The organism is Limimaricola litoreus (genome assembly GCF_024159025.1).
Lineage (GTDB): Bacteria > Pseudomonadota > Alphaproteobacteria > Rhodobacterales > Rhodobacteraceae > Limimaricola > Limimaricola litoreus.
Map to the genome: position 1 here is coordinate 20,111 of NZ_JAMYXC010000205.1, position 11,024 is coordinate 31,134.

At 69.5% G+C, this 11,024-nt stretch carries 12 protein-coding genes and 1 pseudogene; 9 read left to right on the forward strand and 4 right to left on the reverse strand.

Going from position 1 to position 11,024, the window contains the following annotated elements; all coding sequences use genetic code 11:
* The first annotated feature begins 5 nt into the window (after positions 1–5).
* Complete coding sequence (locus tag NHG85_RS13265) at positions 6–365, forward strand: YigZ family protein (protein ID WP_253333118.1); 360 nt, start codon at positions 6–8, stop codon at positions 363–365.
* Between the two features lie 9 nt (positions 366–374).
* Here NHG85_RS13265 and NHG85_RS13270 read toward each other — a convergent pair whose 3' ends face one another.
* Positions 375–1,148, reverse strand: coding sequence for a potassium channel family protein (locus tag NHG85_RS13270; RefSeq protein WP_253333120.1), 774 nt, complete (start codon positions 1,146–1,148; stop codon positions 375–377).
* 173 nt (positions 1,149–1,321) lie between these two features.
* Here NHG85_RS13270 and NHG85_RS13275 point away from each other — a divergent pair, with 173 nt between their 5' ends.
* The 4 genes from NHG85_RS13275 to NHG85_RS13290 all read left to right on the forward strand — a co-directional run bounded on the left by NHG85_RS13275 (position 1,322) and on the right by NHG85_RS13290 (position 4,568).
* Positions 1,322–2,278 carry an aspartate carbamoyltransferase catalytic subunit gene (locus NHG85_RS13275; RefSeq protein ID WP_253333122.1) on the forward strand — a complete coding sequence of 319 codons (957 nt, stop codon included), beginning with the start codon at positions 1,322–1,324 and terminating at the stop codon, positions 2,276–2,278.
* Complete coding sequence (gene pyrC / locus NHG85_RS13280) at positions 2,275–3,549, forward strand: dihydroorotase (protein ID WP_253333124.1); 1,275 nt, start codon at positions 2,275–2,277, stop codon at positions 3,547–3,549. Before NHG85_RS13275 ends, pyrC begins: the two co-directional genes overlap by 4 nt.
* Positions 3,549–4,154, forward strand: a complete 606-nt coding sequence (gene plsY, locus NHG85_RS13285) for a glycerol-3-phosphate 1-O-acyltransferase PlsY (protein WP_253333125.1) — start codon at positions 3,549–3,551, stop codon at positions 4,152–4,154. Before pyrC ends, plsY begins: the two co-directional genes overlap by 1 nt.
* Before the next feature lie 102 nt (positions 4,155–4,256).
* Entirely contained in the window at positions 4,257–4,568 is a 312-nt protein-coding gene (locus NHG85_RS13290; protein ID WP_253333127.1) for a TM2 domain-containing protein, read from the forward strand.
* 24 nt (positions 4,569–4,592) lie between these two features.
* Here the strand turns inward: NHG85_RS13290 and NHG85_RS13295 are convergent, their stop codons facing one another.
* The 3 genes from NHG85_RS13295 to NHG85_RS13305 all read right to left on the reverse strand — a co-directional run bounded on the left by NHG85_RS13295 (position 4,593) and on the right by NHG85_RS13305 (position 7,361).
* Entirely contained in the window at positions 4,593–5,963 is a 1,371-nt protein-coding gene (locus NHG85_RS13295; protein ID WP_253333129.1) for a glutamate--cysteine ligase, read from the reverse strand.
* 126 nt (positions 5,964–6,089) lie between these two features.
* The gene (locus NHG85_RS13300; RefSeq protein ID WP_253333131.1) at positions 6,090–6,605 is read right to left on the reverse strand and encodes a hypothetical protein; all 516 of its coding nucleotides are present in this window, start codon (positions 6,603–6,605) and stop codon (positions 6,090–6,092) included.
* A 36-nt stretch (positions 6,606–6,641) separates the two neighbouring features.
* Entirely contained in the window at positions 6,642–7,361 is a 720-nt protein-coding gene (locus NHG85_RS13305; RefSeq protein ID WP_253333133.1) for a 16S rRNA (uracil(1498)-N(3))-methyltransferase, read from the reverse strand.
* Positions 7,362–7,373: 12 nt separating this feature from the next.
* On the opposite strand from NHG85_RS13305, the gene ubiA reads away from it, so the two are divergent.
* The 4 genes and pseudogenes from ubiA to NHG85_RS13325 form a co-directional block, all read left to right on the forward strand.
* Positions 7,374–8,342, forward strand: coding sequence for a 4-hydroxybenzoate octaprenyltransferase (gene ubiA, locus NHG85_RS13310; protein WP_253333134.1), 969 nt, complete (start codon positions 7,374–7,376; stop codon positions 8,340–8,342).
* A gap of 60 nt (positions 8,343–8,402) precedes the next feature.
* Positions 8,403–10,373: an OmpA family protein gene (locus NHG85_RS13315; protein ID WP_253333136.1), complete on the forward strand. Its 1,971-nt coding sequence runs from the start codon at positions 8,403–8,405 to the stop codon at positions 10,371–10,373.
* 10 nt (positions 10,374–10,383) lie between these two features.
* Positions 10,384–10,710 (forward strand): hypothetical protein, encoded by a 327-nt coding sequence (locus NHG85_RS13320; RefSeq protein WP_253333138.1) that lies wholly within the window; start codon positions 10,384–10,386, stop codon positions 10,708–10,710.
* A gap of 131 nt (positions 10,711–10,841) precedes the next feature.
* A pseudogene (locus NHG85_RS13325) lies at positions 10,842–11,024 on the forward strand (uracil-DNA glycosylase); the annotation flags it as partial.

Consider the following 11,024-nt stretch of genomic DNA (forward strand, 5'->3'; position numbering starts at 1 on the left):
CTGCCATGCATGTGTTCGAGAACATCATCAGCGACCGCGGCTCGAAATACGCCGTCTCGGGAGGGCCCTGCCGTTCGGAGACCGAGGCCAAGGCCTTTCTCAAGGCGCTGCAGCGCCGCAAGAAGTTCGCCAAGGCCACGCACAACAGTTGGGGCCTGCTGACGACCGAAGCCCCGTTCAAGGGCGACGACGGCGAAAGCGGCGCGGGCATGGTGATCCTGCGCATGCTGGAGCGCGAGGCGCTGCAGGACCACATCATCGTGGTGACCCGCTGGTATGGCGGCAAGCATCTGGGCGGCGACCGCTTCCGCCACGTGCAGGAGGCGGTGCGGATCTACCTTGCGCAGGTCGGCCCCACCGGCTGACCGCGGCTCTCAGAGCTCGCCCTCGGTCTCGATATGGATGGTGGTGCCGCAATGCTTGCAATGCACCGCATCCGCATCGTGCAGCACCAGACCGCAGGTCGCGCAGGGTTCGCGCACCTTGAGTGGGCGGAACAGCACCTGCGCCAGCCGCAAAAACAGCGTGACGCCGCAGATCATGATGGCGATCGAGATCATCCGCCCGCCCGTGCCCTCTAGGGTGATGTCGCCGAAGCCCGTCGTCGTCAGCGCCGTCACGGTGAAATAGAGCGCATCGGCATAGTTGCCGATATCGGCGCTGGTGCGGTGCTGGGTGGCGAAGACGAGGCCCGACATCACAAAGATGAACACGCCAAGATTGGTCGCCGCGACCAGCGCCTGTTCGCTTTCGCGAAAGAAGCGGAAGTCCTGCCGCAGCCGGGCGCGCATCTGGTACATGTGCAAGAGCCGCAGCATCCGCACCACCCGCAGAAAGGCGAAGCCCTCGCCCGCGAGCGGTGCGAAGAAGGAGATCGCGCTGACCAGATCGGCAAGCGTCGTGGGATAGACGAGGAACCGCCACGGGCGCGGCGCCAGCCAGACCCGCGCCGCCAGATCGGCGATGATCACCACGCCGAAGGCAATATCGACCACCTGTATCCACGGCCCGTAGGCAGTGAAGGAAGTGACGACGACGAAGAGGATCGCCACGAGATCGAAACCCAGAAGCCAGTAGCGAAAGCGATGCGCGCGCGAGGTCTCGCCCTCGTAGAGCTCTCGCAGGGTCTCCTTGTAGCGGCCCGGCATTCGTCCTCCCCGCGCGGCGGCATTGCGCGCGGCCCCGTCTGCCGCGCGGCGCTCATCTTGCACGCGCCTGCCGCGCTGTCGATCCGAAGACCGCCCCCCGCCGTCCCCGCCCCGCTTTACGCCGCGCCCGCCCCGGCCCTATAAGGCCCGCGCAGCATCCCGGAGCCTTGCCCATGACCTTCCGCGCCCGCCACCTTCTCGGGATCGAGCCCCTGCACCCCACGGAGATCACCGAGCTTCTCGACACCGCGGACCGCTATGCCGAGCTGAACCGTCAGGGCCGCGCCCCGCGCGACGTGCTGGCGGGGCTCACGCAGATCAACATGTTCTTCGAAAATTCGACTCGCACCCAGGCGAGCTTCGAGATCGCGGGCAAGCGGCTCGGCGCGGATGTGATGAACATGGCGATGCAGGCCAGCTCGGTGAAGAAGGGCGAGACGCTGATCGACACGGCGCTGACGCTCAACGCCATGCGCCCCGACCTGCTCGTCGTGCGCCACCCCAATTCCGGCGCGGTCGATCTTCTGGCGCAGAAGGTCAACTGCGCGGTGCTCAATGCGGGCGACGGGCGGCACGAACACCCCACTCAGGCGCTGCTCGATGGTCTGACCATCCGCCGCGCCAAGGGGCGGCTGCACCGGCTGTCGATCGCGATCTGCGGCGACATCGCGCACAGCCGCGTCGCGCGCTCCAACATCATGCTCCTGGGCAAGATGGAGAACCGCATCCGCCTCATCGCGCCGCCCACGCTGATGCCGTCGGGCGTGGCCGAGTTCGGCGTCGAGGTGTTCGACGACATGGAAGAGGGGCTCAAAGACGTCGACGTGGTGATGATGCTGCGCCTTCAGAAGGAGCGCATGGACGGCGGCTTCACCCCCTCCGAGCGCGAGTATTTCCACCGCTACGGGCTCGATGCCGCGAAGCTGTCGCATGCCAAGCCCGACGCCATCGTGATGCATCCGGGGCCCATGAACCGCGGCGTCGAGATCGACGGCACCATCGCCGACGACATCAACCGCTCGGTCATTCAGGAGCAGGTCGAGATGGGGGTCGCGGTGCGCATGGCGGCGATGGATCTTCTGGCGCGCAACGCGCGCACCGCCCGAGACGAGACCGGAGTGATGGCATGAGCATCCTTTTCATCAACGCCCGGCTGATCGACCCCGAAGCCGGGGAAAAGCGCGGCGCGCTGCTGGTCGAGAATGGCCGCATCACGGCGGTGATCGAAAGCGGCGACCTGCCGCAGGCGGCCGAGGTGATCGACTGCCGCGGGCAGTGCCTCGCGCCCGGGATCGTTGATCTCGGCGTCAAGGTCTCCGAGCCGGGCGAGCGGCACAAGGAGAGCTTTGCCTCGGCGGGCCGCGCGGCGGCGGCGGGGGGCGTCACCACCATCGTCACCCGCCCCGACACCACCCCGGCCATCGACACGCCCGAGACGCTGGAATTCGTCGTGCGCCGCGCCCGCGAGGACAGCCCCGTGCGGGTGCTGCCCATGGCCGCCCTGACCAAGGGGCGCGACGGGCGCGAGATGACCGAGATCGGGTTCTTGAAGGATGCGGGCGCCGTCGCCTTCACCGATTGCGACCGGGTGGTCACCGACACCAAGGTGTTCTCCCGCGCGCTGGCCTATGCCCGCTCGCTCGATGCGCTCGTCATGGCGCATGTGCAGGAGCCGGGCCTGTCGAGGGGCGCGGTGGTGACCTCGGGCAAGTTCGCCTCGCTGCGCGGCCTGCCCGGCGTGTCGCCCATGGCCGAGCGCATGGCGCTCGACCGCGACATCGCGCTTCTGGAGATGACGGGCGCACGCTACCACGCCGACCAGATCACCACCGCGCGGGCGCTTCCGGCGCTGGAGCGGGCCAAGCGCAACGGGCTCGACATCACGGCGGGCGTCTCGGTACATCACCTGACGCTCAACGAGCTCGACGTCGCCGACTACCGCAGCTTCTTCAAGCTCAAGCCGCCGCTGCGCTCGGAAGAGGACCGGCAGGCGGTGGGCGAGGCGCTGGCCTCGGGGCTGATCGACATATTGTGTTCCATGCACACGCCGCAGGACGAGGAGAGCAAGCGCCTGCCCTTCGAGGAGGCGGCTTCTGGCGCCGTGGGTCTGGAGACCCTTCTGCCCGCCTCGATGCGGCTGGTGCATGGGGGCGTGATCGACCTGCCGGGCCTGTTCCGGGCGCTTTCGCTCAACCCGTCGAAGCGGCTGGGGCTCGAAACCGGGCGCTTGGCGGCGGGCGCACCCGCCGATCTTGTGTGGTTCGACCCGGACGCCCCCTTCGTGCTCGATCGCGCCACACTCAAGTCGAAATCGCGCAACACCCCCTTTGACGGGGCCCAGCTGGAGGGCAAGGTCCTCGGGACCTGGGTTGCAGGTCGAAGCGTGACGGAGAGCCGCTGATGCCATTGATGGAAAGCCCGACCACCCTGCTGATCCTCTGGGCGATGATCGGCTACCTTTTGGGCTCCATCCCCTTCGGCATCCTGATCACCAAGGCCATGGGGCTGGGCGACGTGCGCGCCATCGGCTCGGGCAACATCGGCGCGACCAACGTGCTGCGCATGGGCTCGAAGCCCGCCGCCATTGCCACGCTGCTGCTCGACGCGGGCAAGGCCATCGCCGCAGTGATCCTCGCGCGGATCTTCGCCGCCGAGGATGCGGCGCAGATCGCGGGTGCGGCGGCTTTCGCGGGCCATTGCTACCCGGTCTGGCTGCGGTTTCGCGGCGGCAAGGGGGTAGCCACGAACCTCGGCCTCCTGATCGCGCTGAGCTGGCCCGTGGGGCTGGCCGCCTGCGCCACATGGCTCGCCGCGGCCTTCGCCTTTCGCTACTCCTCGCTCGCGGCGCTGCTTGCCGCCGGTCTTGCGCCGCTGTGGTCGCTCCTCTTGGGCGACGGGCGGATCGTGATCCTGAGCCTCGTGCTTGCGCTCATCCTCTATGCCCGCCACGCCGCCAACATTATGCGCCTGCGCGCCGGGACGGAGCCGAAGATCGGCGCGAAATAGACCTATCCCCTTGGTTCGTTGCATTAGCCTTGCGCAGAGGGGATGCTATGTGATGCCACGCCCCCCGGGGTGGACTTCATGGTATTTTCAGGTTGAACGACGATGTCGGATTTTTCACGGGCCCCCAGCACAGACGCGGTGCATCGGGGCCACAAGACGCTCTCGACGGCGATGCTGCTGGCGGTGTTCCTCGGCCCCTTCGGGGCGCACCGGTTCTACATGGGTCAGCGTGGCACCGCGACGATGATGCTGATGCTGGCGGTCACGCTGGTCGGGCTTGTGGTGACGGCGCTGTGGCTTTTGATCGATCTCCCGCGGCTTCCGGCGATGGTCCGGCGGCACAACGCCGCGCTCGAGCGGCGCCGGGCGCTGGAGCGGCGCAGCGAGGCGCATGGATTTCCGGCCCTGAGCTGACGCCCCCGGCCGGGACCCGCACCTTCAGTAGGAATGCGCGGCGTAGATGCGGCCCAGATCGCCGCCCCACTCGCCCTCATAGGCCGAGAGCAGTTCGTCGGCAGGGGTGCGCCCGGTCTCGACGCTTTCCTTGAGCGCATTGAGGAAATGCGTCTCGTCGAGGACGAGCCCACCGGCACCGGGCCGCGCGCGCGCCTTCAGCCCGGCCTCGGCGATCCCGACCGCCTGCCGCGCCAGATCATGCATCGAGATGTCGCCGACCCGCGCCTGAAGCCCGTCCTCGGCGGCGGCCACGCGCAAGGCCTCGCGCGTCTCCGCGTTCCAGCCCTTGACCATGTCCCAGGCCGCGTCGAGCGCGCCCTGATCATAGGTCAGCCCGACCCAGAAGGCGGGCAGCGCGCAAAGCCGGCGCCACGGGCCGCCGTCGGCGCCGCGCATCTCGATGAACTTCTTCACCCGCGCCTCGGGGAAGACCGTGGTCAGGTGATCGGCCCAGTCCGACAACGTCGGCTTTTCGCCCGGCAGCGCCGGAAGCTCACCCTTGAGAAAGTCACGGAAGGACTGGCCCAGCGCGTCGATGTACTTGCCATCGCGGTAGACGAAGTACATCGGCACATCGAGCACCCAGTCGACATAACGCTCGAAGCCCATGCCCTCCTCGAAGGCGAAGGGCAGCATGCCGGTGCGCGAATCGTCCAGGCCCCGCCAGATCCGGCTGCGCCACGATTTCAGGCCGGTCGGCTTGCCGTCGAAGAAGGGCGAGTTGGCGAAGAGCGCGGTGGCGACGGGCTGCAGCGCCAGCGCCACGCGCAGCTTCTTGACCATGTCGGCCTCGGAGGAGAAGTCGAGATTCACCTGCACCGTGCAGGTGCGGTACATCATCTGCTTTCCATGCGTGCCGACCCGGTCCATGTAATCGGTCATCAGCCGGTAGCGCCCCTTGGGCATCATTGGCATCTGCGCCTCGGACCATTCGGGCGCGGCGCCCAAACCGATGAAGCCCACGCCGATCTCGTCGGCGATCTCCTTCACCTCGGCGAGGTGGCTGTTCACCTCGTCGCAGGTCTGGTGGATGGTTTCCAAGGGCGCGCCGGACAGCTCGAACTGCCCGCCGGGCTCCAATGAGATGTTGGCGCCGTCGCGCTCCAGCCCGATCAGCTTGCCCTGCTCTTCCACGGGCGACCAGCCGAAGCGGTCGCGCAGCCCTTCGAGCATGGCGCGGATCGAGCGCGGCCCCTCATAGGGCAGCGGCAGCTGGGTGTCGCGGCAATAGCCGAACTTCTCGTGCTCGGTGCCGATGCGCCAATCGGCCTCGGGCTTGCAGCCTTGGGCGAGGTATTCGGCCAGCTGGGAATGATGCTCGATCGGCCCGCCGCCGGATTGAGGTATGGACATGGGCGTGGCTCCTATCGTGCGAGGCGGGGTTACAGGTGTCCCGCATGGGCGCATAAGTCAATGGAGGGGCCGCGCGGTTTCGCGCGGCGGGCTTCCGCGCCCCCGCACAGAATCGTCAGATGATCGTCATACGACGGTGAGCCGCGCAGGCCGCGTCCAGACCGTCACGACGTCGCGCACCCCGCCGTTCAGAAGCTCGATCATCCGGCCCCGCCTGAGCCCCGGCAGCGCGGCGAAGGCGTCGAACAGCGCCTCGGCCCCTTCGGCGGTCACCGGTATCGCCAGCACCTCCTGCCCGGTCTCCAGCAGCCAATGCGCGGGCCGCGCGCGCCGGTCGAGCCTGAGGCGGCGCACCGCATCGAGATCGACCGTGCCGCCAGTGAGCGGGCCCATGTAGGCCACGCGCCCCTCGTCGATCTTGAGGATGCCGGGCCCCTGCCCCTCCTGCCGGAAGCGCCAGCGCTGCACGCCGCCCAAGACCAGCGCAGCACCCAGCACGGCAAGGCCCCAGCCCAGCCATTGCAGGATGCCGAAGCTGGTCAGCCCCCACCACAGCCCCAAACCGATGACGCCGATCCCGGCGATCACCTCGCGCGCGCGCCACAGCGCCGCGCGCGCCTCCGGGCGCAGCAGCTCAGACATGGGCCGCTCGCGCAGGCCCGCGCCCGGCCGCACCGCTCACCGCCAGTCCCCCAGCGTGACCTGCCATAGCGTCAGCGCCGCGACCGCTGCTGTATCGGCGCGCAGAATGCGCGGGCCGAGGCTGACGGGATGCGCATGATCGAGCGCGCGCAGCCGCGCGCGCTCCCTGTCGGAAAACCCGCCCTCGGGGCCGATCAGCACCGCCCATGGCCCCGGCGCCTCGGGCAGCCGCCCGCTCTCGCCCACCAGCGTCTCGTCGCAGAACATCAGCCGACGCGCCCCGGGCCAGCCGTCGATGAGCTTGGAAAGCTTCACAGGCTCGGCCACCTCAGGCACATAGGTGCCGCCGCATTGCTCGGCCGCCTCGATGGCATGGGCCTGCAGCCGGTCGACCCGCACCCGCTCGGAATTGGTGAACTCGGTGAGCACGGGAACGATCCGCGCCGCCCCCATCTCGGCGGCCTTCTCGACGATGAAATCGGTGCGCGCCTTCTTGATCGGGGCAAAGCACAGCCACAGGTCGGGCGGCGGCTGCAGGGGGCGCGTCCGCGCGCCGATCTCGAGCGTGCCGCCGCGCTTGCTGGCCTGTGCAACGGTTGCGTCGAACTCGCCCGATTGCCCGTCGAAGACGGAGATGACGCTGCCCGCGGGCAGGCGCATCACGCCCGAGAGGTAATGCGCCTGCGCCGCCTGAAGCGGAACGGTTTGCCCTTCGGCCAGGGGGTGATCTACAAACAGCCGGACTTTTGATGCCATGGGGCGGACCATATGAAAGCGGCGGATCGGATGCCAGAGGCCGAAAACGGAACCGTCGCCGACGCGGTGGCGAACAACTGGGTGGACCGGCTCGCGCCGCGGCCCGCGCGCCCCTACCTGCGGCTGAGCCGGGCCGACCGGCCGATCGGCACATGGCTCTTGCTGCTGCCCTGCTGGTGGGGGCTGTTGCTGGCCGCGCTCGCGACGGGGCGCTTCGGCTGGGAAGGCGCGTGGATCGCGCTGGGCTGTGCTCTTGGCGCCTTTCTCATGCGCGGCGCGGGCTGCACATGGAACGACGTCACCGACCGGCACATCGACGGCTCCGTGGCGCGGACCCGCTCGCGGCCCATCCCCTCGGGTCAGGTGCGGGTGGTGCAGGCGCTCATATGGATGGCGGCGCAATCGCTGATCTCGCTCATCATCCTGCTCACCTTCGACTGGGCGGCGATCTGGCTCGGCGTGCTGTCGCTGCTTCCTGTCGCGGTCTATCCCTTTGCCAAGCGTTTCACCTGGTGGCCGCAGGTCTTCCTCGGGCTGGCCTTCAACTGGGGCGCGCTGCTGGCCTGGGCGGCGCTTGCCGGGTCGCTGTCTTGGGCGCCGGTGGTGCTCTATCTCGCGGGCATCGCCTGGACGCTGTTCTACGACACGATCTATGCCCATCAAGACGCAGAGGACGACGCGCTGATCGGGGTGAAATCCACCGCCCGGCTGTTCGGCGACCGCTCCAAGGCCTGGCTGCGCGGCTTTCTCGTGGCGACGGTGCTGCTGATGGGGCTCGCGGTCGTGCTGGCCACGCGCGACCGCTCGGTGTTGTCGCTGGTGGTGGCGCTGGGCGGGCCCTGGGCGATGGGCTGGCACATGGCCTGGCAGCTGTCGCGCTTCGATGCTTCGGACAATGCGGGGTTGCTGAGGCTGTTTCGCTCCAACCGCGACGCCGGGCTGCTGCCCGTGCTGTTTTCCGCCGTCGCTCTGGCCTTGTGATTGATCTGCCCGCGGCCGCGCCCTAGAAGGCGCGGGTCGCAACACGTCCCCGGAGTCCGGATGCGCCTGCCGCCCCTTGCCGCCACCGTCATCGCCTTCGTCCTTGCCGGCGGGGTTTCGGCCATCGCCGGGCGCACCGCCGTCGCCGTGGTCGAGGAGGTCTCGGTCGAACAGGTGCGCGCCGCGCTCGCGCGGCAGGGCCACGACTGGGCCAAGGTGCAGGCCGACGGGCTGCAGGTGATCCTCGAAGGGGCGGCCCCGACCGAGGCGATGCGGTTTCGCGCCATCTCGGCAGCCGGCGGCATCGTCGATGCCAGCCGGGTGATCGACAACATGCAGGTGGTCGAGGCCGAGACCCCGCCGCCGCCCGATTTCGCGATCGAGATCCTGCGCAACGACAGCGGCGTGTCGCTGATCGGGCTGATCCCGGCGGCGACCGACCGCGCCGCGCTGATCGAGATGATGGAGAAGGCGGCGGACGGGCTGCCGGTCGCTGATTTGCTCGACGTCTCCGACCACCCGGTGCCCCAAGCCTGGCCCGCCGCGCTGCGCTACGCAGGGCGCGCGCTGCGCACGCTGCCGCATTCCAAGCTTTCGGTGCGGCCCGGCCGGGTCCGGATCGAGGCGATCTCCGACAGCCCCGAGGCGCAGCGCAAGCTCGAAGCCGAGCTTGCGCGGCTCAAGCCCGACACGGTGCGCCTCGCGCTCAGGATCAGCGCGCCGCGCCCGGTCATCACCCCCTTCACCGCGCGCTTCGTGATCGACGAAGACAGCGCCCGCTTCGACGCTTGTTCCGCCGATACCGAAGCGGCGCTGCGCCGCATCACCGAAGCGGCGGCCGAGGCCGGCGCGGCGGGGGAGATCGACTGCACCCTGGGCCTCGGCGTGCCGTCGGGCCAGTGGGGCGAGGCGGTCTCGCGCGGCATCGCGGCGCTGGCCGAGCTGGGCGGCGGCTCCATCACCTTTTCGGATGCGGATGTCTCGCTCGTCGCGGCGCAGGGCACCGAAGCGGAAGCCTTCGACCGGGTTGCGGGGCGGCTGGAAAACGACCTGCCCGATCTCTTCGCGCTCGAAGCGGTGCTGCCCGAGGCGCCCGAGGCCCGCCCCGAGGGCGCGCCCGAATTCACCGCCACGCTCTCGCAGGATGACGGCGTGCGGCTTTCGGGCCGCCTGCCCGACCAGCTGGCCAACGCCACGGTCGAGAACTTCGCCCGCGCCCGCTTCGGCGGCGATGGCCTCTCCATGGCGACGCGGGTGACCGGCGGCCTGCCGGGCGACTGGTCGGTGCGGGTGCTGACCGGGCTCGACGCGCTGTCGCTGCTCTCCGAAGGGCGGCTCACCGTCGGGGCCGACCGCGTCGCGCTCAGCGGCCTCACCGGGCGCAAGACCGCCGAGGCCGACATTGCCCGGCTCATGGCCGACAAGCTCGGCCAGGGCGCGAGCTTTGACATCGACGTGAGCTACCGCGAAGAGCTCGACCCGATCGCCGGGCTGCCCTCGCCCGAGGAATGCCTGCGCCAGATCGCCTTCGTCACCGCCGACACCAAGATCACCTTCGACGCGGGCTCCGCCTCGATCACCGCTGAGGCGCGCCCCGTGGTCGACGACATCGCCGAGATCGTGCGCCGCTGCCCCGAGCTCGAGATCGAGGTCGCGGGCTATACCGACAGCCAGGGCCGCGACGAGATGAACCTCGAACTGAGCCAGGAGCGCGCCGATGCGGTGGTCGAGGCGCTGCGCCGCGCCCGCGTGCCGGTCGCGGGCTTCACCCCGGTGGGCTACGGCGAGGCCGATCCCATCGCCGACAACGGCACCAGCGAAGGCCGCGAGGCCAACCGCCGGATCGAGTTCCGCCTCTCGGGCGCGCAGGCGACCGAGGCCGAAGCGGCGCCGGACGAGACGGCAGAAGGCGAAACGCCGCAGGAAAACGAGACCGCGCGCGCCGAGGCCGAAGAGCTGGACATCGACGCGCCGCAGGTCATGGACAGGCCCGCGACCGGGCCGAGGGCCCGCCCCTCAGACGACGAATAAGGACAGGGACGTGAACAGAACCGAGTTCATCATCGCCACGGCGGTCATTCTCTTCGCCGCCTTCGCGCTCGGCTGGTTCGCCAGCTGGCTGGTGAACCGCTTCACCCGCGTCACCCGCGCAGATATCGGCGAGCTCGACCGCATGGCCCAGGCGCTGCACGAGGCCGAGGAGACGCGCGATCAGGCGATCTCCTATGTCGAGGAGCGCGAGGCCGAGCTGACCGGCCAGCTGCGCCAATCCGAGGCCGAGCTGCGCGCCGCTATGGAAGCCCTGCGCGAGGCGCGCCACGAGACCGAGGATCTGCGCGGCTGGATCGAGCGGCACAACGTCGGCTGAGGTCGCAACGCCTCTCGTGCGGCGCGCCCGTGGCGGGCCGGTCGCCATGCGTATTTGAAGAAAGATGAACCGCAGGGCCGCGCGCCATTCGCCCCTGCCATCCCGCCGCGATCCGGCATAGCCTGCGGCTCATGGAATCGGCACTGGACTACTGGAGCGCGCGGGCGCTGCTCGACTGGCAGATCGAGATGGGGGTGGACGAGGCGATGCTCGACGCGCCGCTCGACCGCTATACCCTCACCGACGCGCGCCCCGCTTTGAGGCCCGCCGACGCGGCCTCCGCGGGCGCCCCCGCCCTGTCGCGCGTGGAGGAG

What these genes read in the sequence shown, in the direction of transcription:
- NHG85_RS13265 (WP_253333118.1), top strand. Translation starts at nt 6, where the DNA reads ATGCATGTGTTCGAGAACATCATCAGCGACCGCGGCTCGAAATACGCC.
- NHG85_RS13270 (WP_253333120.1), bottom strand. Translation starts at nt 1,148, where the DNA reads ATGCCGGGCCGCTACAAGGAGACCCTGCGAGAGCTCTACGAGGGCGAG.
- NHG85_RS13275 (WP_253333122.1), top strand. Translation starts at nt 1,322, where the DNA reads ATGACCTTCCGCGCCCGCCACCTTCTCGGGATCGAGCCCCTGCACCCC.
- pyrC (WP_253333124.1), top strand. Translation starts at nt 2,275, where the DNA reads ATGAGCATCCTTTTCATCAACGCCCGGCTGATCGACCCCGAAGCCGGG.
- plsY (WP_253333125.1), top strand. Translation starts at nt 3,549, where the DNA reads ATGCCATTGATGGAAAGCCCGACCACCCTGCTGATCCTCTGGGCGATG.
- NHG85_RS13290 (WP_253333127.1), top strand. Translation starts at nt 4,257, where the DNA reads ATGTCGGATTTTTCACGGGCCCCCAGCACAGACGCGGTGCATCGGGGC.
- NHG85_RS13295 (WP_253333129.1), bottom strand. Translation starts at nt 5,963, where the DNA reads ATGTCCATACCTCAATCCGGCGGCGGGCCGATCGAGCATCATTCCCAG.
- NHG85_RS13300 (WP_253333131.1), bottom strand. Translation starts at nt 6,605, where the DNA reads ATGTCTGAGCTGCTGCGCCCGGAGGCGCGCGCGGCGCTGTGGCGCGCG.
- NHG85_RS13305 (WP_253333133.1), bottom strand. Translation starts at nt 7,361, where the DNA reads ATGGCATCAAAAGTCCGGCTGTTTGTAGATCACCCCCTGGCCGAAGGG.
- ubiA (WP_253333134.1), top strand. Translation starts at nt 7,374, where the DNA reads ATGAAAGCGGCGGATCGGATGCCAGAGGCCGAAAACGGAACCGTCGCC.
- NHG85_RS13315 (WP_253333136.1), top strand. Translation starts at nt 8,403, where the DNA reads ATGCGCCTGCCGCCCCTTGCCGCCACCGTCATCGCCTTCGTCCTTGCC.